Genomic DNA, 20,981 nt, shown 5'->3' with positions numbered 1-20,981 from the left:
GACTCGCGGGGAGTGCAGGACGCATGAAGAAGAGTTGGTTGTTGCTGGTGCTTGCGCTGTTACCCCTGCCGGCGGTCGCCGACCTGGAAAGCCTGACCTTCATCACCGAGGAGTATCCGCCCTACAGTTACCGGCAGGCCGAACGGCTCGAAGGCATCTCCATCGAACTGCTCGAACGGATCTTCGCCGAGACCGACACCGCGCTCTCGCGCGCAGACGTTCGCTACTACCCCTGGGCACGTGGTTACGACACAGCGCTCTCCGAACCGGGAACGGTACTGTTTTCCACCACCCGTACCGAGCAGCGCGAGTCGCTGTTCCAGTGGGTAGGCCCCATCGCTACCGACCGGGTCACACTCATCGCCAGGCGCGACAGCAACATCCAGTTGCGCAACATCGGCGATGTCATCGATGGCGGTTTTCGCATCGCGGTGATACGCGAGGACATCGGTGCCCAACGGCTGCAGGAAGCCGGGGTGCCGGAAAGCCAGGTTCATGCCGCCATCTCAAACATCAGTGCCCTGCGCATGCTCGAGCGTGGTCGCGTCGACCTCTGGGCCTATAGCGAGGATGTGGCCTTCTGGCTGATGCTGCAAGAAGGGCTGCCCACCACCGACTACATGCCACTACTGACCATCAGCGAATCCGACCTCTACTATGCCCTGCACCGGGATACCGACCCCGGCCTGGTGGCCCGCATGCAGGAAGCGCTCGACCGCCTGCGCGAGCAGGGTGTTCTCGGCGAGATCCTCGGCGGCACCATCGCCTTCAATACCGAAGAGTACCCGCCCTACAACTACGCGGATGCTGACGGCAGCATAACGGGAAGCTCCACCGAGCTGCTGAGAACCGCGCTGGGTGCCGCCGAGCTGAATGCCGAATTTCGCCTTCTGCCCTGGGCGCGCGCCTATACCGAAGCCCAGCTGCGCGAGCGACACTGCGTCTACTCGACGACGCGTACGTTCGAACGGGAGTCGCTCTTCACCTGGGTCGGCCCGCTGACCTCAAGTACCTGGGCCGCCTTTGCCCTCGAGGATGCCGACATCGAGGCCGACTCCCTGGACGATCTGGCAGGCCTGCGCGTGGGGAGCTTTCGCGAGGACGCCGTCGGCCAGCACGCCGCCAGCCAGGGTGTTCCCATCGTCGTGGCCAGCGCCGAGCGCGAGAATATCGGCCGCCTGCGCGCGGGGCTGATCGATGCCTGGGTCACCGGTGAAGAGACGGCCCGCTTCCTTGCCGCAGAGGCCGGCCTGTCGCTGCGCCGCCTGTTCGCCTTCAATGAGGTCGACCTCTACCTGGCCTGCCACCCGTCGGTCTCCAATCAATTCACTACCCGGCTGCAGGCGGCGCTCGACAGGGCGCTTAACGACACGGAGGCACGCCGGTAATGCCCATGACGCACTCGCCCGGGGATCGCCAGCCGGGCAGGCGCAGCCTGACCGCCAAGCAGGCCGGGCTCACCCTGGCCATAGCGCTGGTGCTGAGCATACTCGCCGGTGCCATCGAGCTCGCTCTCGATGCCCGGTCCATGTACCAGGAAGTCGTCCGCGACACTCGCTACCGGCTCGAGCTGGTGCACGGCACCGCAGCCGAAGCCGCCTTCCAGCTCAACCCCGATCTGGCGACCCAAGTCGTCGAGGGGCTTTTTGATGGCGGTCGAGTCTCGAGCGTGGCCCTGCGCGACGACTTTGGCCGTAACATGGCCGTGCGCCAGCGCATACGCGAAGCCGATGCCGGCTGGGTTGCCCACGCCCTGTTCGACGATATCCTCCAATATCGGCAGACGCTGCTCTATCAGGCCGGTGCCAACGCCACTCCCCAGCCCGTCGGTGAGCTGACCCTGAGCCTGGCACTCGACAGCCTGGGGCGCGACTTCAGCGACCGCAGCCTGCTCATCTTCGCGCTTGGCGTTGCCAAGGCGCTGGCCATCGCGGCCCTGTTGGCCCTGGTATTCCACTGGTTCGTCACCCGCCCCCTGCTCAAGGTCCACGCAGCCATCGCCGCGACCGACCCGCGACAGCCGGGGCGCTGGCCCAAGCCGACCCTGGGCAGCCATGCCAATGATGAGCTGGGGCATCTGGTCGAGAGCGTCGATCAACTGCTACAGGCCTTCCAGCGCGGCCTCGATCAGCGAGACCAGCTCCATCAGATCTCCACCATGGACGGTCTGACCGGTATCGCCAACCGCCGCCACTTCGATACCTTCTTCGATCGCGAGTGGCAGCGCGCCAGGCGCAACGGTCATTCGCTCGCGGTCATCTTCATCGATATCGACCACTTCAAGGAATTCAACGACCACTACGGCCACGTTGCCGGCGACGACACGCTGAGAGCCGTTGCCGAGGCTCTGGCACGCGTGGTCCATCGCCCCTCCGACCTGGTCGCTCGCTATGGGGGAGAGGAGTTCGTCTGCGTTCTCCCCGATACCGATCTCGAGGGCGCCCTGGAGGTGGCCGAGAATATTCACCGGGAGATCCGTGCCCTGGATATCCCGCATGCCCGTTCAACCCGCAGCGGCCGCGTGACGGCCAGCCTTGGCGTTGCCAGTGCCGTTCCCGTCCAGGATAAGGCCAGCTGCGAGGAGCTGCTGGCCCAGGCCGACAGGCAGCTCTATCGCGCCAAGGATCAGGGCCGGGACCAGGTGGCCTCGCAAGCTTGAAACGCCGTATCGGGAACCGGACAGCGATCGGAGAATCGATAGATAGGGTAGGCCCAGCCAGAGGCGGAGAAGCCGCATGAACAGACGTGACGAATTCATCCAACGGATGAAGGCCCAGCTCGACGAATGGAATGCCGAAATCGACGCCTTGGCCGCCCGCGCGCGCCAGGCAAGCACCGAGGCACAGGCCCGGTATCAGGACGACATCGAACGGCTCAGAAGGCGACGGGACGAGACACGACGGCGGCTGGAAGAGTTGCAGTACGCCAGCGAGGCCGCCTGGGACGCCTTGCAGCAGGGCCTCGACGACGCCTGGGAGCTGATGCGCAAGGCCCTGCGCGACGCCCAGCGGCGAGAACCGCCGCCCAGGGATGTCGACGAGCCGGAAGACGATACTCCCCGATCGTCGGGCGGCTCGCCTTAACGCAGGGACGCGGCTAGGAAGGACGCTCTCTGCGCGCCTGCTCGGACGATGACGCTTCATCAGCCGGGGCGGGCGGCTGGACCTCGCTACCACGCTGAAGCCTGTCGATCGCCTCGCCGCCATGACGTGCCAGTTGGGCCAGGCGGTCGATCTGGGCGTCGAGCTTGGGCAGGGCCTCCTGGCGGTAGTGCGACAGGTCGTCGATGGCACCCAGCACATCGTCGAAGGCCTGCTCCAGCGCCTGCATGTCGAGCTGGGCCGAGGCGGCCCGAGTCTGTATCTCCACCCCCTGCTGGCGCAGCGCCCTGGCCGTGCCGGCGATCATCTCCGAGGTCGTGGTGTTGAGCGACTCGACCCGGTCGAGCACCAGCCGCTGGTTGGCCAGCGCCAGCGCCACGGCGACGGCCACGGTCAGTGCCGACACCGTCACGTGGATCGCCCGGTCGACGCCGCGGATGAGCTCGCGGTTGTTGCGGATGATGACTTCCAGCGCCAGCACCCCCTGCTGGCTGACCGCCTGCTGCTGCTGCAGATCGACGATGCGCTGGCGCAGCGGAAACAGCAGTTCCTCCTCGATGAAGGCGCGCTGCGGGTGTTCGTCACCGAGCGTGTCCAGTGCCTGCACCAGGCGGCGATCGATCAACCGGCCCAGGTCGACCTGACGCTGGAGTCGGTCCAGCAACTGGCGCAGGCTCTCCTGATCGTCGCTAAGGGTGATGTTGTCGCGCCGCAGCATGTCACGGCCGGCCTCCAGGTCGGCAATGATGGCATCCAGCGCCTGCTGGGCATTCTCGAACTTGCGAAAGTAGCGCTGCACGCGGCCGCCTGCGCCGGGAAGCCGGGAGAGCAGGCGGTCGAGCGGCCCCGAGGCCAGGCGATGCTGGTGCGGGTCGAGCTCCTGCATATGGCCGCGCAGGTCGATCAGCGCCTTGGCCACCGGGCCGCCTTCGTCGCCCTGATGCGCCAGCTTGCGCAGCGGCGCCTGCAGCATCTCGCTGTGATGCGCCGCCTGCTGCTGCAGCTCTAGCCCCATCTCGTCCACGGCGCGACGCTGGCGGTCAAGGGCGGCACCATCGCTGGTCAATACCTCGTCGACGAACGATTCCGCCAGCTGCTCGAGCTCGGGGTCGTCGATATCGATCGCTTCGCTGGCCCTCGGCTCCGGAGTCACCTCTTCGAGCTCGCTGGCGATCTGTTCCACCGGCGGCAGCGATAGCGGCGAGCCGCGTTCGGACGACTGGTTCATAAGCTTCTTCCCCTTCAGGCTCTTGCCCCTACCTTAGCAGCGCTGACCGGCGCTGGACTCAACGTCGCTCGCTGCGACTGTAACGATCCGCCCCCTCGATGAAGCGCCGCAGCTCCTCCAGAGCCCGATCGGTGGCAAGCGTGGCCTGCGGGCGACCCGTTTCCACACGCGCCAGCGCCACCGCCGTGTCATCGAGCAGGGTCAACGCCGACTCGTTGCGTGCCACCAGGCGCCGAATGCGCCGGTCGGTCTCTTCGATCAGCTCCAGGCGGCGCTTGAGCGCGATGCGCTCTTCGACGGAGAGCCGCTGGTTCTCCTGCTCCAGGCGCCGGCGCACGTAGCTATCGTCCAGACCGATGACGCCGCGCGCCTGGGCGGCCATGGAAGTGAAGGTGTCCACCGCACCGAGACAGACCTCGGTGATCAGGCTACGAGAGCGTTCGAAAGCCAGCTCGCTGCGATCGAAGCGCGCCGTCAGGAGCGCCATCACGTGGGCGTAGCGGGTGTAGAAGCGGTCGACCTGGCCCGCCAGGTCGTCACGCTTGACGTCGAGCAACTGCTGCTTGGCCCGGCACAGCGACAGGACGAGATCGTCGGCACCCACCGGCGGCCGGGCCGGGTCGAGCTCGGCCACGCCTGACTCCCGCGCGGTACGCTCCTGTTCGGCACGACGTCGCTTGGCCTCGGCTTCGAGGCGCTCCTGCAGCCGGCGCTGATGGCGCCGGCTGCGCCAGCGACGCCAGCCCCGCTCCAGCGGCAGCGACACCCCGATGGCCACCAGGCCGGCGAGCCAGCCGCCCAGGCTGGGTCCGAAGCCGCCCCACAGCGACGTCAGCCACAGCACCGTGCTGATGAAGGGCACCAACAGGCAGTAGCGAAACAGAACCTGCAGGCGGCCCGGGGTCTCGGTCGGTACCGCCAGGCGCGGGTTGACCAACCCGACCAGGCACCATGGCAAGCAGGTTACGAACAACCCGTATGAGAATCCCTGCAGAAATTCCAGCATAAGCCTCGTGCGCCCGCGGGTAATTGCCTCTGAGTGTACGGATGCCGGCGATGCGGCGCGAGCCTGTCGGCTCAGCGACACAGCCGGAAGCCACGCATCCCGAAGTGGAAATGATCAGCGTGCGCCTGGTTGTACTCCGGGCCCAGCACGTTGCCGAACAGATCGCAGGCGCCATCGCGCGCATCGTGCAGGAAGGCCCCCCGCTTCCCCGGGTCATGCCAGTGCTCCCGCAGCGAGATGCGACTGCCGTCCTGCAACCGGAAGGCCGCTATGTCGAGCGCCTCGGCCGTGGCATGTTCGCTGCGCCGTCCGCTCTCGCGACCGTAAACGTTTCGACAGGCGAAGCTGCCAAAGTGTTCGATATGTGCCACCCGTTGACCGTAATGCGCCTCGGCCACGGGCTGCAGTCGATGGCGCTCGTACATGATCCAGGCCAGCGCCAGGGGGCAGCTCGCGACGAAGCTGGCATTGAACGCGACGTCGCTGCCGTGCACACGCACCACGTTGGTCAGCGGACAGCCGGGCGCCGGCTCGTGATCGGGCAGCGGCGTCATGCGCAGCGCCCCCTCCGGGGCGGAATCAAGCGCCGACAGACAGCCATCCCGATCCTCCGCCAGACGATGCAGCTTCCAGCGGGTGACCGGCGTGAGCGGGTCATCGACCTTCAGGGGCTGCCATGGGTGCCAATGGCGTGGCAGGCGCTGCTCCAGCTGCCACCCCGCCATGGCGGCGCCGGCCAGCAGGATCAGGACCCACAGCAGGCGCATCTCGTTCCGCGGCTATAGCAGCAGCTGCAGGGCCAGGGCGATACCTCCCACCACCAGCGCCGTGACCACGGCGATATCCACCGCACGGTCGAGCCAACGGTCGAAGCCGCCCGGACGGCGGCGACTCGGCTGCCGCCGACGGGTGGCACCGCGCTGCAACGCGCGGTGGCGTGAGCCGATGAGAGACATGGCAAGATCCGGTTCCCCATTTTTCCTGAGCTTACGGCCTGCGCGGCGAACTGGCTACGACAATCGGCGCACTCCGATGCCGAACGAAAGACCGGTGGCACGCCCCCTAACCTCCCTCGCGTCGGTTGATGCGCCGGTTGATCACGTTGGGAGCCCGCCGCAACCGTTCCTGCTCCCCCAGCGCTTCGGCCTCGAAGGCGTCGGCGCCTACCGGCGTCTCGCCATGACGCCGGTAGAGCTGGGTGAGCATGGCCTGGCGGTCGGCGCGCAATTCGCGAATCAGCACCAGAATCATGCCGTAGAGAATGAAGGTGAAGGGCAGCGCCGAAAGCACCGCAGCCGACTGCAGCCCGGTCAATCCGCCAGCGGCGATCAGCGTGAGGCAGATGGCAGCGATCAGCACGCCCCAGATCACCCGCTTGAACAGCGGCGGATTGATCGAGCCGTTGTCGGTCATCTGCGCCACGATGTAGGACGCCGAGTCGGCGGAGGTCACCAGAAAGATGAAGATCAGCAGCATGGCGATCACCGACAGCACACCGGTGAAAGGCATGCGGTCGAACATTTCGAACAGTGCCACGGTGATGTTGGCCTCGGTGACTGCCGCCAACCCGGCATCGGCATTCAGCTCCATGTGCAGTGCAGCACCGCCGAACACGCCGATCCACAGGCAGGCCAGCAGCGGCGGCACGACCAGCACGCCGAACACGTACTCCTTGATCGTGCGACCGCGCGATACCCGCGCCACGAAGGTACCGACGAAAGGCGACCAGGCGATCACCCAGGCCCAGTAGAAAATCGTCCAGCTGGCCGCCCAGGTATTGTCGGTGAAGGGCGAAATACGCAGGCTCATGCCGACGAAGTTCTGCAGGTAGTCGCCAATCCCCAGGGTGATGGTTTCCAGGATCATCACGGTGGGACCGGTCACCAGCACATAGAGCATGAGGCCGATGCACAGGATCATGTTGAGGTTGGAGAGTCGGCGAATGCCCTTGTCCAGCCCCGACCAGGTCGAGGCCATGTAGGCCAGGAACATCACGAACAGGATGACGAACTGCCACAGCACCCCCTCCGGCAGGCCGAACACGGCATTCAAGCCCCCGTTGAGTTGCAGCACGCCGAGCCCCAGCGAGGTGGCGACACCCATCACCGTGGCCACCACGGCGAATACGTCCAGGGTCGGTGCGTAGGGGCGCACGCGGGGATACTTGGCCGCAATCGACGACAACACCGAGGAGACCAGGCCGGCCTGTCCCTTGCGGAACTGGAAATAGGCAATGATCAGACCGACCACGGAGAAGGCCGCCCACTGGTGGATGCCCCAGTTGAAGTAGCTGTACTGGATGGCGTAGCGCGCCGCCTCCGTGGATTCAGCCGCTACGTCGCCATAGGGTGGCTCGACATAGTGCAGCATCGGCTCGGCCATGCCGTAGAACACCAGCCCCACGCCGAAGCCCGCCGCCAGCAGCATGCTGATCCAGGAAAAGAAGCTGAAGCTGGGCGTACTGTCCTGCGGGCCCAGGCGTATCTTGCCGTACTTGCTGAAGGCCAGGACCAGCAGAAAGACGACGAAGCCGAATACCGAGAAAAGATAGAACCAGCCGAACAGGCGGGTAACGCCGGCGAGCGCGGCATCGGCGGCATCGCCGAACGCCTCGGGAAACCCTGCACCGACCGCCACCAGCGCCAGGATGATCAGGGCCGACACGGCGAAGACCCGCTGCCCTCCATGATTGGCCATAATGGATATTCCTTGTTCCTTCCTTGGGCGCCTTACATGCTAGCAGCCCAGGCCCGGTGGCACACGATCGCCTGCCAGACGCACCGTGAATGGCAACAAGCCATTGCAACCAGAGGCGGACGAGAGGATTCTAGGAAAACCAAGCAGGCTAATCTTCTTTTACGAGTGTGCACATGTCCCGACTCTCCCGGACACCTCTCTCCGTGCTCGACCTGGCACCGATTCGTCAGGACGGCACCATCGCCGACAGCTTCGCCGAGAGCGTGGCACTGGCCCAGTTGACCGAACGCCTGGGCTTCACCCGCTATTGGCTGGCCGAGCACCACAGCCTCGACGGCATCGCCAGTGCCGCCACTGCCGTGCTGATCGGCCATATCGCCGGCGCCACCTCGCGCCTCCGCATAGGCAGCGGCGGCATCATGCTGCCCAACCATGCACCGCTGGTCATCGCCGAGCAGTTCGGCACCCTGGAGACCCTCTACCCCGGTCGCATCGACCTGGGGCTGGGCCGAGCGCCAGGCTCGGATGCCGCCACCATGGCCGCGCTGCGCCGCGACCCCTATGCTGGCGCAGAGAACTTCTCAGAACTGTTGGCCGAGCTGCAAGGCTTCCTCGATGACGAGCGTTCCGGCCAGCGCGTGCGCGCCGTGCCCGGCCAGGGCACCCGGGTCCCCATCTGGTTGCTAGGCTCCAGCGGCTACAGCGCTCAGCTTGCTGCCCGCGAGGGGTTGCCGTTTGCCTTCGCCGCCCAGTTCGCCCCGGCTACCTGCACGAGGCGCTCCGGCTCTACCGCGACAACTTTCGCCCCTCCGCCGTACTCGACAGATCCCACGCCATGGTGGGGCTGCCGGTGATCGCCGCCGAGAACGACGAGCGGGCCCAGTTCCTCGCCTCCACCACCCGCCAGAAATTCCTCGGCATGGTCCGTGGACGCCGCACGCGCTCGCTGCCGCCGGTCGAAACCCTCGACTGGACGCCGATGGAGCGGGTACAGGTGGAACAGTTCCTCGGCGCCGCGGTGATCGGCGGCCCCGAGACCGTGCGCGATGGACTGGAACGCTTCCTCGAGCAGACCGGTGCCGACGAGCTGATGCTCAACACCGATACCTATGCCAGCGAGGACAGGCAGAGGAGCTACGAGATCGTCGCCGAGGTGTGGCGATCGTGAGTTCCGCCACACCCGGCGCCCGGCTGGACCTGGCCGGCACGCTTTCTGGCATGCGCCGCATGGCGCCGCTGTCGCTGTTCGTGGTGGTATTCGGCCTGGCCTTCGGCGTGGCCGCACTGTCGCGCGGGCTGTCGGGCCTCGAGGCGCTGTTGATGAGTGCCCTGGTGTTTGCCGGCGCCTCGCAGTTTGCCGCCCTGGAGCTGTGGGGTCCGGAAATTCCACTACTGCCCTTGATCGCCACCACTTTCGCCATCAATGCCCGCCATCTGCTGATGGGCGCCGCCATCCAGCCGTGGCTGGCCCACCTGCCCCCCGGTCAGCGCTACGCCAGCCTGGTGCTGATGAGCGACTCCAACTGGGCCATGGCCGCCGCCGACCGCCAACGCGGCGAGACCAATGTGGGCATGCTGGTGGGTGGCGGCATCGCCCTCTGGTTCACCTGGCTCATGGGCACGCTGCTGGGCGTGATCTTCGGCAGCGGTATCGAAGAGCCCCAGCGCTTCGGGCTCGACGTGATCATGGGCTGTTTCCTGCTGGCGATGCTGGTGGGCGGGCGTCGCGACCTCGCGATGCTGCTGCCGTGGAGTGCCGCTGCACTTGCCGCCCTGGCGGCGATGGCCTGGCTGCCGCCGCACTCCCACGTGATCGTCGGTGCCCTGGCCGGGGGGCTGGCCGGCATGCTGATGCCGTCGCGGCAAACGGAGACCGGGCCGTGACGCTGCCCACGGGCGCCTGGGGGGCGCTGGCGGCGATCGTCGTCATGGCGCTGGTCACCTACCTGACCCGAGCCGGCGGCGTCTTCGTGATGTCCCGCGTGCCCATCGGCCCCGGGGTGGAGCGCTTCATCAACGCCATGGCCGGCTCGGTGCTGGTGGCGGTAATCACGCCCATGGTCGTAGAGGGGGATTGGGGCGCGCGCATGGCGCTCGTGGCCACGCTGGCGGTGATGCTGGCCACGCAAAAGGCCCTCGCCGCGATCAGCGCCGGTATCCTTGCCGCCGCCCTGTGGCGTCTGGTCGTCTAGCCGCCTGTTCGACGGCCGGACCCACCAGGCTCGAGGGAACGAACGCCGCACGGCGACCTCAAAGGAACAGTCATTCCGTACGCCGCTCGTCGGCGTCACCATCGGAGATGCCCATGTTCGATCGCAACGACCCGCGCCGTAACGCCGCCTGGCAGGCGGCCCAGCAGTGGCGCGCCCGCACCCGCCAGGCCCCGGGCGGACCGCTCGGCGGGCTGAAGCTGATCTTCACCTGGCTGCTCTTCGGCCTGCTGCTGATCGTCGGCACCGTCCTCGGCCTGTTCTTCCTGCTGCTCGGCTGGGCCCTGCTGCCACTCGTGCGCTACCGCATGAAGAAACGCCTCGAACAGATCCGCGCCGAGCAGGCCAAGGATGCCGGCGGCGGCTACTACTATCGCGAAACCTACTATCGGGAGCGCGGTGACTCGGGCGAACGCGAACTGCTGGAAGGCGATTACGAGGTCCGCGCCGACGAGCAGAAACGCTAGAAGGGAGCTATGCCAGGAGAGAAAAGGACCCGCCGAGGCGGGTCAAAGCGTGTCATGCAGGGGATGCAGACAGTTGGGCTGTGCCAACCGCGACACGTTACCGTCACGTTTCAGCCTGGGCCAATAGGCTTTGGCCATCGGGGCGATAAAGCCGCCTGTGCGGTGGCGTTATCCCTCGTTCTGCCATAACTTTAAGCCATACGCCCCTGACGTTTCCGGAGACAACAACAATGCCTCGACTTCGGACGAAAGCCGCCGGCGCATGGCACCAGATGGCACTCGCCTGCCTGCTGTTCCCTCTCGCCGCACCGAGCCTGGCCAACGATTACCCCACCGAAGCGCGTGTCGATTACGTGCTGGGTTGCATGGCTTCCAATGGCGAAAGCTACCTGACCATGCAGAAGTGCGCCTGCAGCATCGACGTGATCGCCGAGCATCTGCCCTACGAGACCTACGAGCAGGTCGAGACGGTATTGGGCATGCAGGACCAACGCGGCGAGCTGGGCGTGCTTTTCCGTACGGAGCGCAGCATGGAGGACCAGGTCCAGGCGCTGCGTCAGGCGCAGGCCGACGCCAACCTGCGCTGTTTCTGAGCCGTGTCTCGTCATGGCGGGCTTGCCCTCCCCCGGCTGGCATTTGCCGTGCTGCTGGCGGCCTCACTCGTGCCGCTCGCGTCAGCCGCTGCCGAACATGCCCGGGGCGAGCGCCTGTTTCGTTCGCAGTGCATCGGCTGCCACAGTCTCGAACCCGGCAGGCACCTGGCCGGCCCCAGCCTGCACGCACTGATCGGCCGCCAGGCCGGCAGCCTTGACGACTACGATTATTCGCCGGCGCTGCGCGAGGCCGAGCTGACCTGGAACCGCGAGAACCTCGACGCCTTCCTTGCCGGCCCCGACAGCTTCCTGCCCGGCACCCGCATGCTGCTGTGGGGCCTCGACGAGCGCACGCGGGGAGGCATCATCGACTATCTGGAGCGTATTGCCGAGCCGTGAAGAATCAGTCCCCACCACCGCCCTTGCGCGCCATCATGCCGCGCGACGGGTTGTAGCCGAGGATCGCCAGCGCCAACAGTAGCGCCGTCACGACCACGCTGATCGTTACCGCCTCGAGGTTGAAACGCTCGTACATGGCAAAGCGGATCATTTCCACGGCATGGGTGAAGGGGTTGAACGCGGCGATCTGGTAGACCACCAGGCTGCCTTCGCGGAGACGCCACAGGGGATACAGCGCCGAGGAGAGGAAGAACATGGGGAAGATGACGAAATTCATCACCCCGGCAAAGTTCTCCAGTTGACGGATGAAAGAAGAGAGCAAAAGCCCCAGGGCGCCGACCATGAACCCGGTTACCAGCAGCGTCGGCAGCACGAAGAGATAGCCCAGCGGCGGCGCCTGGATGCCGTAGACCCAGGCGATGGCCAGGAACACGTAGACCTGCACCACCGAGACCAGGGTACTGGCGAGCAGCTTGCACACCAGCAGGTACCAGCGCGGGAAGGGACTCACCAGCAGCACACGCATGCTGCCCATCTCCCGGTCGTAGACCATCGACAGCGAGCTCTGCATGCCATTGAACAGCTGGATCATGCCCACCAGCCCCGGCACGATATACACCTCATAAAGGATATAGGTCTGGTAGGGCTCGGTCATGGCCACGCCCAGCGCCATGCGAAAGCCGGTGGCGAAGACGAACAGCCATACCAGCGGGCGCACCAGGGCGGCGAGAAAGCGGCTGCGCTGGTGAAGAAAGCGCAGCAGCTCGCGTCCCACCACGCCGCGCAGGCAGTGTAACCAGGGCATCAGCGACATGCCCCCTCCTCGTTCACCAGGCAGTCATAGGCCTCGCCCAGCGTATCGACCCCGAGCCGCGTCGCCAGCTCCCCGGCCCGCGCATCGGCCAACAGCCGACCGCGATGCAGCACGAGCACCCGGTCACCGGGGCGTACCTCGTCGATCAGGTGGGTGGCCCACAACACCGCCACGCCCTCCTCGGCGCACAGCCGGTGGGCGTGTTCGACCAGCTCGCGGCGCGAGGCGATATCCAGCCCCACGGTCGGCTCGTCGAGCAGCAGCAGGCGCGGTGTATGCATCAGGCCACGGGCGATCTCCACCCGCCGCCGCTGGCCGCCGGAGAGCCGTCTCACCCGTGTGTGGCGCTGGCCCGCGAGCCCCACTCGCTCGAGCTGGGCCTCGGCGCGCCGGCGGGCTTCGCCGAGCCCCATGCCGTGCAAGGCGCCGTGATAGGCGAGGTTCTGGGCCACGCTGAGGTCGAGGTCCAGGGTCGGCTGCTGGAATACCACCCCGATGCGGGCATGCGCCTGGACCGCCTGGCGGCGCACGTCGAAGCCACCGATGCGGATCTCGCCGCGGCGGCGATCGTAGAGTCGGGTGACCAGCGCGAACAGGGTGCTCTTGCCGGCCCCATTGGGGCCCAGCAGCACCACGAACTCCCCTGCCGCCACGCTCAGCGAGACGTCATCGAGTGCCGCCCTGCCGCCATAGGCAAAGCTCAGCCGGCTGACCGCCAGGGCAGGTGCGGCATCCCCGCGAGAGAGGTTCGCTTCGCTCACGGTTCGACGATCACGCCCCAGGGGAAGCGCCCTACCGGTATCGACTTGACCGCCCGCAGGTCGTCGACCTCGATCACGGTGACGTCGCCGCTGACCCCGTTGGTGGTGTAGAGCCGGCTCTCGTCGCCGTTGAGCGCCAGGTGCCAGACCCGCTGGCCCACCAGGATGTAGTCGAGCACCTCGTAGCTCTGCTGGTCGATGACCGCCACACGATTGGAAGGACCCAGGGCGACGAAGGCGTGACGACCGTCGGAGGTCAGCGCGACGCCCACCGCCTGCACGGTCTCCCGCGGCACGCCGGGCACGTCGAAGCGGATGACGTGCTTGACGTCGAAGGTGTCCTCCATGTCGAGGATCGACACGGTACCGGCGATCTCGGACGAAACCCAGGCCTCGCGGCCGTCGTGGGTGAACTCGGCATGCCGCGGCCGGGCACCGATCAGGCGGTGATGGACCGCTTCCATGGCCTCGAGGTCGATGATGTGCGCCATGTTCGAGGTCTCGGTGGTCGAGATCAGCCAGCGCCCGTCGGGGCTGATACCGAGCCCTTCCGGCTCGACCCCCACCGGGATCTCGGTCACCAGGGTGCGTCGTTCGTAATCGAGCACCGAGACGATGTTGTCGTCCTCGTTGGAGACGTAGAGGTAGGGCCGGTTGGGATCGACGCGAATCACCTCCGGGTCGTCGCCCGAGGATTGGCTGCGTATCACCTGCAGCGTTTCCAGGTCGATCATGTCGACGGCCTCGTCGTCACCCACCGCCACGAACAGCTCACTGCCGTCGCTGCTGAAAGCCATCGCACGGGGCCGGCGGCCGACGCGGATCGTCTCCATCACTTCAAGACTCTCGCCATCGATCACGGACACGGTATTGTCTTTCTCGTTGGAGACAAAGATGCGCTCTGCCTGGGCGCTGTACGGGAACAGTACCAGCGCCGCTCCGAGGGCCAGCCCGAGCAGGCCTTGCCTGCGCCTGAGAGTCGTTCTCCCGCTGTTCAGAAACGGCATGTCGATTCCCCTTCGTCGGCACCCAGCGAATCGAGCGGTGTGCGTGGATGCAGGTACCCCTCCTGCGGCGATACCGAGGCCACCATGCGCGGCCCGGTGACCAGGATGGGTTGGCGCAGTTGGTGGTTCCAGGTGCGGTAACTGACCGGCAGGCCCAGGTAAGCGGCGAGTTCGAACTCATCGCCAAGCATGTAGTCGAGGACCGCCTCGCGCTCGACGGAGCCGGTCCGCGCCGTCGCCTCCCCCAACGAGCGCACCGCCAGCCAGGCAGCGAAGTCGCGCGGCGTCATCCTACGCTCGGCGAGTTCTTCGAAGCGCCGCTGCAGCTGTACCGCTCCCCACGATTCGTGGGCGCGGTGCCAAGGCGTGGCAACCAACCCCTGAGTGCCGACCACGGGGCGTGGCAGCCGGGTCTGGTAGGGAAAGTACTCGCCGAAGTAGTCGGTCTCGTCGGCGATCACCAGCACGTCGTGCTCGGGCAGGTCCTGCACGAAAACCGGAATCTCGCGCTGAATCGCATGGAAGCCACCCTCGGCGCGGCGCGACAGGGGATCGTGCGGCCACATCTCGTCGCCCACGATGCGATGACCGTAGCGCTCGGCCGCGTCGCGCAGCACATCGGCCAGAATCCGATCCTCCTCGGTATTGCCGTAGACCAGCGCCCAGCGATCCCACTGCTTGTAGCCGAGGAACTGCGCCAAGGCGTCGGCCAGCATGCGACGGCTCGGCGTCGTGTGGTAGAGCTCGGGATGGCACGCCTCGCCACGCAGCTCGTCGTCCGGCGCGCTGGCATTGAAGACCACGCGGCTGCCGCGGGCTGGGTGTGCCATCAGCTCGCCCAGCGCCTCGGCGGGCAGGCCGCTGACGATCCACTCCGCGCCCTGTTCGACCATATGCGCCAGCGCTTCGCCGACGTCGCCTCCCTGGGCCACCTCCATCTCGTGCAGAATGAACTCCTGCCCGAGAAACTGGGCCGTGGCGTTGTTGTCGGCGATGCCCAGGCGAGCGCCTTGCAGCCCTTCGTCGTCGAGCACGGGGTCGAGCACCGAGAGCGGCTCCCGGTCGTCGGGTCGCTCCATGCCCAGGTAACCCACGACGATGGGCTCGGGGGTATCTGCCGGAAGCAGGCTCGGCCACCCCAGGCCGACGGCGAACCCACCCATCGCCAGCCAGCGAAGGGAAAGGGGCAAGGGTCTCATGCGTACTCCTCAGGCAGCCTGCGCTGCCGCTATTGTCGTTATGCTACTTCAACCGCGACTCATGGCATGCCCGTCATGATCTCCCTGACCATACGCGCCAGCCGCTCCTCCAGCAGGTAGGGTTGGTCGCACATCGCCGGCAGCGCCTGCTGGCGATGCTGGAAGGTGCGCTGTTCCCAGAACAGCGCTTCGGAGAGCCGTTCGATCTCGGCTTCATCCGCTTCGTCGTCGGCGCGGCGCTCTTCCAGTTCGTCGACCATGTCGGCAATGGTTTCCAGGCGTGCCAGCTGGGCGCGGGAAGCCCGCCGAATGCCCTCGATGGTACGCCGCCGCTCGCGATCAGTTAGCTCGAACAGCCCCGCGAAGAGCAGGGTCAGGCGTCGTTCGGCTTCGCTCTCCTCCACCGAGGCGACGAATTCACGTACCCGCTCCAGTGCCTGCGCTTCGGGGGTGGAGCGCGAGGTGGCGAAGCGTGCCGTGCGGCCCACCTCCTCGTCCTCCCACCACGCCTGCTCCAGTTCGTCCGGCGAGGGCCCGGTCCACATCGTGCCCCAGGCCAACTCGGGGATCAGGCGCTGCACACAAGGCCAGTCGGGCGGCCCCGCCGCAGCGCGCTGGGCTTCGACCTGGGCCATGCCGGTCAGCGCCAGGCCCATGGCGAGACCCAGCGACAGCAGGCAACCAAAGGGTCGGCTCGTTCGGTTCATGCGTCGCCTCCCTCGCTCGTTTCCCGCAGCTGGCCGTGCCGGTCGAGCAGGGGAACGCCGTACTCGGTCAGGATGGCATCGATATCTTCCTGGCGTCGGTCGATGAAGTCGTTGATCCAGTCCTTCCAGTGGGACTCGCCGTGCCGCACCCCCATGGTGATGCGGTAATCGAGCTGGGCACCGGTGTCGTCATCGACCAGCGGCAACACCTTTAACGGCGGGTCCTGGCGCGCCGCGTAGTAGCCGGCCAGCGGCCCCCACAGCACGGCGCCCTCCGTATTGCCGGCGGCGACGTCTTCGATGGCGTCGCGCACCGGCGCACGCACCCGGGTATCGACCATCAGCGGATACCCCTGGATGCTCGCCCCCGTGCGCCGAAGCGGTGCGATCGGTGGCGTCTCCGCCACCGCGCCGATACGGCGACCGGAAAATGCCGGGTCGCTCAGGCGGGTAGCGTCGAGGTCGGAGTCGGCAGGAACCACCAGCGAGTAGACCGAACGGTAGTAGGCATTGGTGTTCTGCACGAACTCGTAGCCGGCCACGGCGCCGATCATCACGTCGCAGACACGCAGTTCCAGCGTATTGCGCACGAAGCCCATGACCTGGGGGGCCCAGACGTAGGTCAACGGCACTCCCAGGTCTTCGGCCATCAGCTCGGCGATGCGGTTCTCGAAGCCCTCACCGTCCCGGTTGCTGAAGGGAAGATTGTTGCCATCGGCACACACCCGCAGGGCGTCGCGCGCCTCGCGCTCCGGTGGGTTGGCGAAGGCGAGAGCGGCCGCGCCCAGCGCCATGGCCAGGGCGACTGCGTTCAAGGTCAGACGAAAGGCGGCTTTCATGACTCCTCCGCGCCGGAAATGGGCTTCGCAGACGCGCCGCTCAAGCATCGCCCCCGGCTTCGGCCGCTTCAGAAGCGGCCTCGTCCTGCTCTTCGATCGCTTCCGCGTCCGCTTGCATCGACTCGATGACCTTGGGCCGACCGCGACCCAGGCCACCCTCGCCGCGCGCGAGCAGGTAGCTGTAGAGATTGGGAATATTGCCCATCACATAGGGATCGTCGGCAAAGGAGGGCATCACCTGGCCGGGCTGGACCTCGCGGCCCGTGGCAATGGTACCGGCAAAGTCGGCCCAGCCGAGACGTTCGGCACCCTTGACGAGATTGGGAGCGAAGGAGGAACCCAGCCCATCGGGGCCATGGCAGGCCATGCAGACCCGGGTATAGACCAGATACCCCTGGTAGGTCGCCGGATCGACCTTCCCGTCTTCGACGATGTAAGCGCCGGGCTCATCGCTGGCAGCGCCATGTTCGTCAGCCGAAACGAGCGCTGACAGGAGCAGACCCAACAGGCCGGCCAACAGGATACGGCAAGGGAAACGCAGGTATACCGTCATGCAGTACTTCCTTCTCGCAACTCCGGCCACCGTCGCCAGCAGGGGTGTGAAACCGGAGACAGAATGGGGCGGGTGCGGCATGCCGCACCCGCCTGCAAGCACCCGACTCAATCCGGCAGGGCGAACACCGTCAGCACGCCGCCGAGCTTGGTGTAGTCCTCCAGTGCTGAAAAAGCACTCACCGCACCCAGCCCATCCTCGGGGTTCTCGAGGCCGGCCGCCAGGCCGATGCCGGCCCAGCCGCCGACGCCGGAGAGCACGCCCAGGTACTGCTTGCCCTCGTGCATGAAGGTATTGATGTTGCCGATGATCCCGGAGGGCGTCTTGAAGCGCCACAGCTCCTCGCCGGTCTCGATATCGACCGCCTTCACATGGCCTTCGAGGGTGCCGTAGAACGCCAGGTCACCGGCCGTGGCCAGCGCTCCGCTCCAGACCGCGAAGCGCTCGTCCACTTCCCAGACGGTTTCGCCGGCCACCGGGTCCCAGGCGATGAAGCTGCCCATGCGCCCTTCCATGCTGCCGTTCTGGGACGGCGCCGGCATCATGGTCAACGTTGCGCCGACGTAGGGCTGGCCGGCCACGTACTCGGCCTCGAAGGGTTCGTAGTTCATGCAGATCCGGTTGATACCGGCGTAGATCAACCCGGTGCGCGGCGAATAGGCGCTCGGCTGCATGTTCTTGGCCCCCATGGCGGTGGGGCAGATGTCGGTGGTGTTGACGTCGACTCCCTGGCGGTAGGTGCTGTACTGCTCGTTGACGTTGGGCCGGCCGGTCTCCATGTCGTAGTCATCGGCCCAGTTGGTTTCGGGAGCGAATTTCTCCGCCACCAGCAGCTCGCCGGTCTCGCGATCGAGCAGGAAACCGAAGCCGGTGCGGTCGATGATGGCCAGCCCCTTGCGCTGCTCGCCCTCGTACTCGATGTCGATCAACTGGTTCTCGTTGACCCCGTCGTAGTCCCACTCGTCGAAGGGCACCTTCTGGTAAACCCACTTGACCGCTCCGTCATCGGGGTCGCGGGCGAATACCGTGATGGCCCACTTGTTGTCAGCCGGCTCGCCATCCTTGGTGCGCTGCTCGGGGTTCCAGGTACCGGGGTTGCCGGTGCCGTAGTAGATCAGGTCGAGTTCGGGATCGTACGTGACCCAACCCCAGGGGGCGCCGCCGCCGCGCTCCCATTCGCCCTCGGGCCAGGTGGACACGCCGAGATCGGATTCACCGATCGGCTCTCCCAGCATGGTGGTGGTCTCGGGATCGATCAGCACTTCGTCGTCGGGACCGGTGGAGTAGCCGCGCCACACCTGTTCGCCGGTCTCGACATCGTAGGCGGTCATGTGGCCACGAATGCCGTACTCGCCGCCGCTGATGCCCATCAACACCTTGTCACCCACCACCAGCGGCGACATGGTGTTGGTCTCGCCCACGGTATGGTCACCGTTGCTGACGTCCCACAGCAGCTCGCCGGTCTCGGCATCCAGGGCAATCAGGGTGTTGTCGGCCTGACCGAGGAACAGGCGCCCATCGGCATAGGCCAGTCCGCGATTGACCGTGTCGCAGCACATCACCGGAATGACGCGGGAGTCCTGGTCGGGTTCGTAGCTCCAGACCACACGCCCTTCGTCCTCGAGGTCGAGGGCGAACACCTTGTTGGGGAAGGGAGTATGGATGTACAGCCGGCCGTCGCCGACATAGAGAGGGCCGCCCTCATGGCCGCGCAATACGCCGGTCGAGAACTGCCAGACCGAGCGAAGCTCGTCCACGTTGTCGCGATTGATCTGATCCAGTTCGCTGAAGCGGTTGCCCTGGTAATTGCCCAGCTGGGTCGCCCAGAATTCGGGGTTCTGCTGGAGTTCAAGCTGGTTCTGGTTGGCATGAGCCACGGATGCGGCCAGCAATCCTGTGGCCACTACCGTATAACCGATCTCCCTTAGCATGGCGCTGTCTCCGTCTCACTGAAGGTGTGCCTGGGGGAAAACGGCACATCTTGTGTAGTTGTGTTTCAGGTATTGACACTGAAGGTCTAGCACAACTTTCCGGAGCGACAGGGCGTAAGAAAGGAATTAAGCGCTCTTGGCGGGTCAAAAGACTATTGCCCCTTGGCAACAATCGAGGCGAATCATCAGCGAACCGCACCACAGCAGCATTTCAATCCCGTTACGTCTCGATTACCGGCACCGCATAAGACTTTTGTCGAAAGGTAGCGACGTCATTAACTGCTTTACTGAGAGTGCACGACACCCATCCACCCATCGTGGAGGACCACCTATGTGGACCAAGCCCACTTATACCGACCTTCGCCTCGGCTTCGAAGTGACGTTGTATATCTCCAACCGCTGAACCGTTTCCCTGTCATGGCAATAACGACCGGCTGACGTTCCTACGGGCGTCAGCCGTCGTCTATCTCGGTTCGGCACGGAGCCCTGCATGCACGTATTGGTTCTGGGAGCCGCCGCCGGCGGCGGCTATCCCCAATGGAACTGCAATTGTTCGCTTTGCCTCGGCCTGCGCGACGGCAACCTCGAGGCCACCCCACGCACCCAGTCGTCGATCGCCATCAGCAGCGATGCGGAACGCTGGTTCCTGTGCAACGCCTCGCCCGATATCCGTGCCCAGCTGGCCGCCAACCGCGAGCTTCATCCACGCCAGGTACCCCGCGACAGCGGCATCAGCGGGGTCGTGTTGATGGACGCGCAAATCGACCACACCACCGGCCTGCTGTCGCTGCGCGAAGGCTGCCCCTTCGACGTGTGGTGCACGCCCAATGTCCACCAGGATCTGACCCGCGGCTTTCCGCTGTTCACCATGCTGGAGCATTGGGGCGGCTTGAACTGGCACCCCATCGGCATCGACGAAAAGCATCTCGAGGCCAATCTCGAGGTCCCGGCCTGCCCTGGCCTGACCTTCACCGCCGTGGCCCTGAGCAGCAACGCGCCCCCCTATTCGCCTCGCCGCGGGGCGACCACCCCTGGCGACAACATCGGCCTGCTGATCGAGGATCGCGAGCGCGGCACCCGGCTGTTCTACGCCCCGGGGCTCGGCCGGCTCGACGACCGAGTGCGTGGTTTTCTTCGCCAGGCGGACTGCGTGCTCCTCGACGGTACCCTGTGGCACGACGACGAACTGATTCGCGCCGGCGTGGGTCAGGCCACCGGTGCCGACATGGGTCACCTGGCGCTGGCGGGAGCGGACGGGCTGCTGGAAGAGCTCGACGCCCTGCCTCGCACCACTCGCCGGGTACTGATCCACATCAACAACACCAACCCGATCCTCGACGAACGCTCGGCCGAACGGGCCACGCTGGTCGAGGCCGGCATCGAGGTCGCCTTCGACGGCATGCGCCTGGAGATATGAACCGGCGACCCCGAACGACGTCACAACAATAACGAGCACGCACGCCATGCAA

23 protein-coding genes and 1 pseudogene are annotated in these 20,981 nt (G+C 66.1%); 11 read left to right on the top strand and 13 right to left on the bottom strand.

All coding sequences use genetic code 11. The annotated features are described in order from the left end of the window. Positions 1-23: 23 nt before the first annotated feature. The 3 genes from ACOJCM_RS06160 (at position 24) to ACOJCM_RS06150 (ending at position 3,083) form a co-directional block, all read left to right on the top strand. The gene (locus ACOJCM_RS06160; protein WP_445211188.1) at positions 24-1,388 is read left to right on the top strand and encodes a substrate-binding periplasmic protein; all 1,365 of its coding nucleotides are present in this window, start codon (positions 24-26) and stop codon (positions 1,386-1,388) included. A gap of 5 nt (positions 1,389-1,393) precedes the next feature. Then, a complete protein-coding gene (locus ACOJCM_RS06155; protein ID WP_445211187.1) occupies positions 1,394-2,659 on the top strand; it encodes a diguanylate cyclase in 1,266 nt (421 codons plus the stop codon). Positions 2,660-2,735: 76 nt separating this feature from the next. Continuing rightward, positions 2,736-3,083: a sll1863 family stress response protein gene (locus ACOJCM_RS06150; protein ID WP_445211186.1), complete on the top strand. Its 348-nt coding sequence runs from the start codon at positions 2,736-2,738 to the stop codon at positions 3,081-3,083. Positions 3,084-3,096: 13 nt separating this feature from the next. Here the strand turns inward: ACOJCM_RS06150 and ACOJCM_RS06145 are convergent, their stop codons facing one another. The 5 genes from ACOJCM_RS06145 to ACOJCM_RS06125 form a co-directional block, all read right to left on the bottom strand. Further along, positions 3,097-4,329: a toxic anion resistance protein gene (locus ACOJCM_RS06145; RefSeq protein ID WP_445211185.1), complete on the bottom strand. Its 1,233-nt coding sequence runs from the start codon at positions 4,327-4,329 to the stop codon at positions 3,097-3,099. 58 nt (positions 4,330-4,387) lie between these two features. Further along, positions 4,388-5,302, bottom strand: coding sequence for a cobyrinic acid a,c-diamide synthase (locus ACOJCM_RS06140; RefSeq protein ID WP_445211184.1), 915 nt, complete (start codon positions 5,300-5,302; stop codon positions 4,388-4,390). Between the two features lie 104 nt (positions 5,303-5,406). Further along, a complete protein-coding gene (locus ACOJCM_RS06135) occupies positions 5,407-6,102 on the bottom strand; it encodes an extensin-like domain-containing protein (protein ID WP_445211183.1) in 696 nt (231 codons plus the stop codon). Positions 6,103-6,114: 12 nt separating this feature from the next. After that, positions 6,115-6,291 (bottom strand): hypothetical protein, encoded by a 177-nt coding sequence (locus tag ACOJCM_RS06130; RefSeq protein ID WP_445211182.1) that lies wholly within the window; start codon positions 6,289-6,291, stop codon positions 6,115-6,117. Positions 6,292-6,397: 106 nt separating this feature from the next. Beyond that, positions 6,398-8,032 (bottom strand): BCCT family transporter, encoded by a 1,635-nt coding sequence (locus ACOJCM_RS06125; RefSeq protein WP_445211181.1) that lies wholly within the window; start codon positions 8,030-8,032, stop codon positions 6,398-6,400. Between the two features lie 173 nt (positions 8,033-8,205). On the opposite strand from ACOJCM_RS06125, the pseudogene ACOJCM_RS06120 reads away from it, so the two are divergent. From ACOJCM_RS06120 to ACOJCM_RS06095, 6 genes and pseudogenes are all read left to right on the top strand, one after another. Then, positions 8,206-9,200 (top strand): annotated as a pseudogene (locus tag ACOJCM_RS06120) (LLM class flavin-dependent oxidoreductase). Positions 9,201-9,250: 50 nt separating this feature from the next. After that, complete coding sequence (locus ACOJCM_RS06115; protein WP_445211212.1) at positions 9,251-9,916, top strand: AzlC family ABC transporter permease; 666 nt, start codon at positions 9,251-9,253, stop codon at positions 9,914-9,916. Next, positions 9,913-10,224, top strand: a complete 312-nt coding sequence (locus ACOJCM_RS06110; protein ID WP_445211180.1) for an AzlD family protein — start codon at positions 9,913-9,915, stop codon at positions 10,222-10,224. The genes ACOJCM_RS06115 and ACOJCM_RS06110 overlap by 4 nt, the downstream gene beginning before the upstream one ends. 107 nt (positions 10,225-10,331) lie before the next feature. Then, positions 10,332-10,709, top strand: a complete 378-nt coding sequence (locus ACOJCM_RS06105; protein WP_445211179.1) for a hypothetical protein — start codon at positions 10,332-10,334, stop codon at positions 10,707-10,709. Between the two features lie 230 nt (positions 10,710-10,939). Further along, positions 10,940-11,302 carry a hypothetical protein gene (locus ACOJCM_RS06100; protein ID WP_445211178.1) on the top strand — a complete coding sequence of 121 codons (363 nt, stop codon included), beginning with the start codon at positions 10,940-10,942 and terminating at the stop codon, positions 11,300-11,302. A gap of 69 nt (positions 11,303-11,371) precedes the next feature. Next, positions 11,372-11,701: a c-type cytochrome gene (locus ACOJCM_RS06095; protein ID WP_445211177.1), complete on the top strand. Its 330-nt coding sequence runs from the start codon at positions 11,372-11,374 to the stop codon at positions 11,699-11,701. A gap of 4 nt (positions 11,702-11,705) precedes the next feature. Here ACOJCM_RS06095 and ACOJCM_RS06090 read toward each other — a convergent pair whose 3' ends face one another. The 8 genes from ACOJCM_RS06090 to ACOJCM_RS06055 all read right to left on the bottom strand — a co-directional run bounded on the left by ACOJCM_RS06090 (position 11,706) and on the right by ACOJCM_RS06055 (position 19,512). Continuing rightward, positions 11,706-12,515, bottom strand: a complete 810-nt coding sequence (locus ACOJCM_RS06090; RefSeq protein ID WP_445211176.1) for an ABC transporter permease — start codon at positions 12,513-12,515, stop codon at positions 11,706-11,708. Next, on the bottom strand, positions 12,506-13,276 hold the full coding sequence (locus ACOJCM_RS06085; RefSeq protein ID WP_445211175.1) for an ABC transporter ATP-binding protein: 771 nt from the start codon (positions 13,274-13,276) through the stop codon (positions 12,506-12,508). Before ACOJCM_RS06085 ends, ACOJCM_RS06090 begins: the two co-directional genes overlap by 10 nt. Then, complete coding sequence (locus tag ACOJCM_RS06080; RefSeq protein WP_445211174.1) at positions 13,273-14,283, bottom strand: PQQ-dependent catabolism-associated beta-propeller protein; 1,011 nt, start codon at positions 14,281-14,283, stop codon at positions 13,273-13,275. Before ACOJCM_RS06080 ends, ACOJCM_RS06085 begins: the two co-directional genes overlap by 4 nt. Then, on the bottom strand, positions 14,271-15,482 hold the full coding sequence (locus ACOJCM_RS06075) for an ABC transporter substrate-binding protein (protein ID WP_445211173.1): 1,212 nt from the start codon (positions 15,480-15,482) through the stop codon (positions 14,271-14,273). Before ACOJCM_RS06075 ends, ACOJCM_RS06080 begins: the two co-directional genes overlap by 13 nt. Positions 15,483-15,541: 59 nt before the next feature. Then, entirely contained in the window at positions 15,542-16,189 is a 648-nt protein-coding gene (locus ACOJCM_RS06070) for a hypothetical protein (protein WP_445211172.1), read from the bottom strand. After that, a complete protein-coding gene (locus ACOJCM_RS06065) occupies positions 16,186-17,028 on the bottom strand; it encodes a quinoprotein dehydrogenase-associated putative ABC transporter substrate-binding protein (RefSeq protein WP_445211171.1) in 843 nt (280 codons plus the stop codon). The genes ACOJCM_RS06070 and ACOJCM_RS06065 overlap by 4 nt, the downstream gene beginning before the upstream one ends. Before the next feature lie 40 nt (positions 17,029-17,068). After that, entirely contained in the window at positions 17,069-17,581 is a 513-nt protein-coding gene (locus tag ACOJCM_RS06060) for a c-type cytochrome (protein WP_445211170.1), read from the bottom strand. A gap of 107 nt (positions 17,582-17,688) precedes the next feature. Beyond that, positions 17,689-19,512 carry a methanol/ethanol family PQQ-dependent dehydrogenase gene (locus ACOJCM_RS06055; RefSeq protein ID WP_445211169.1) on the bottom strand — a complete coding sequence of 608 codons (1,824 nt, stop codon included), beginning with the start codon at positions 19,510-19,512 and terminating at the stop codon, positions 17,689-17,691. Positions 19,513-19,843: 331 nt separating this feature from the next. Here ACOJCM_RS06055 and pqqA point away from each other — a divergent pair, with 331 nt between their 5' ends. Together pqqA and pqqB are read left to right on the top strand one after the other, a co-directional pair. After that, complete coding sequence (pqqA, locus tag ACOJCM_RS06050) at positions 19,844-19,915, top strand: pyrroloquinoline quinone precursor peptide PqqA (RefSeq protein WP_140162547.1); 72 nt, start codon at positions 19,844-19,846, stop codon at positions 19,913-19,915. 87 nt (positions 19,916-20,002) lie between these two features. After that, a complete protein-coding gene (gene pqqB / locus ACOJCM_RS06045) occupies positions 20,003-20,929 on the top strand; it encodes a pyrroloquinoline quinone biosynthesis protein PqqB (RefSeq protein WP_445211168.1) in 927 nt (308 codons plus the stop codon). Positions 20,930-20,981 lie beyond the last annotated feature (52 nt).

The sequence above is a fragment of the Billgrantia hypersalina genome (genome assembly GCF_052584175.1).
Note: the sequence above shows the minus strand (reverse complement) of the source record. Positions and strands in the feature narration are given on the sequence as shown.

What these genes read in the sequence shown, in the direction of transcription:
- ACOJCM_RS06160 (WP_445211188.1), top strand. Translation starts at nt 24, where the DNA reads ATGAAGAAGAGTTGGTTGTTGCTGGTGCTTGCGCTGTTACCCCTGCCG.
- ACOJCM_RS06155 (WP_445211187.1), top strand. Translation starts at nt 1,394, where the DNA reads ATGACGCACTCGCCCGGGGATCGCCAGCCGGGCAGGCGCAGCCTGACC.
- ACOJCM_RS06150 (WP_445211186.1), top strand. Translation starts at nt 2,736, where the DNA reads ATGAACAGACGTGACGAATTCATCCAACGGATGAAGGCCCAGCTCGAC.
- ACOJCM_RS06145 (WP_445211185.1), bottom strand. Translation starts at nt 4,329, where the DNA reads ATGAACCAGTCGTCCGAACGCGGCTCGCCGCTATCGCTGCCGCCGGTG.
- ACOJCM_RS06135 (WP_445211183.1), bottom strand. Translation starts at nt 6,102, where the DNA reads ATGCGCCTGCTGTGGGTCCTGATCCTGCTGGCCGGCGCCGCCATGGCG.
- ACOJCM_RS06130 (WP_445211182.1), bottom strand. Translation starts at nt 6,291, where the DNA reads ATGTCTCTCATCGGCTCACGCCACCGCGCGTTGCAGCGCGGTGCCACC.
- ACOJCM_RS06125 (WP_445211181.1), bottom strand. Translation starts at nt 8,032, where the DNA reads ATGGCCAATCATGGAGGGCAGCGGGTCTTCGCCGTGTCGGCCCTGATC.
- ACOJCM_RS06115 (WP_445211212.1), top strand. Translation starts at nt 9,251, where the DNA reads ATGCGCCGCATGGCGCCGCTGTCGCTGTTCGTGGTGGTATTCGGCCTG.
- ACOJCM_RS06105 (WP_445211179.1), top strand. Translation starts at nt 10,332, where the DNA reads ATGCCCATGTTCGATCGCAACGACCCGCGCCGTAACGCCGCCTGGCAG.
- ACOJCM_RS06100 (WP_445211178.1), top strand. Translation starts at nt 10,940, where the DNA reads ATGCCTCGACTTCGGACGAAAGCCGCCGGCGCATGGCACCAGATGGCA.
- ACOJCM_RS06090 (WP_445211176.1), bottom strand. Translation starts at nt 12,515, where the DNA reads ATGTCGCTGATGCCCTGGTTACACTGCCTGCGCGGCGTGGTGGGACGC.
- ACOJCM_RS06080 (WP_445211174.1), bottom strand. Translation starts at nt 14,283, where the DNA reads ATGCCGTTTCTGAACAGCGGGAGAACGACTCTCAGGCGCAGGCAAGGC.
- ACOJCM_RS06075 (WP_445211173.1), bottom strand. Translation starts at nt 15,482, where the DNA reads ATGAGACCCTTGCCCCTTTCCCTTCGCTGGCTGGCGATGGGTGGGTTC.
- ACOJCM_RS06070 (WP_445211172.1), bottom strand. Translation starts at nt 16,189, where the DNA reads ATGAACCGAACGAGCCGACCCTTTGGTTGCCTGCTGTCGCTGGGTCTC.
- ACOJCM_RS06065 (WP_445211171.1), bottom strand. Translation starts at nt 17,028, where the DNA reads ATGAAAGCCGCCTTTCGTCTGACCTTGAACGCAGTCGCCCTGGCCATG.
- ACOJCM_RS06060 (WP_445211170.1), bottom strand. Translation starts at nt 17,581, where the DNA reads ATGACGGTATACCTGCGTTTCCCTTGCCGTATCCTGTTGGCCGGCCTG.
- ACOJCM_RS06055 (WP_445211169.1), bottom strand. Translation starts at nt 19,512, where the DNA reads ATGCTAAGGGAGATCGGTTATACGGTAGTGGCCACAGGATTGCTGGCC.
- pqqB (WP_445211168.1), top strand. Translation starts at nt 20,003, where the DNA reads ATGCACGTATTGGTTCTGGGAGCCGCCGCCGGCGGCGGCTATCCCCAA.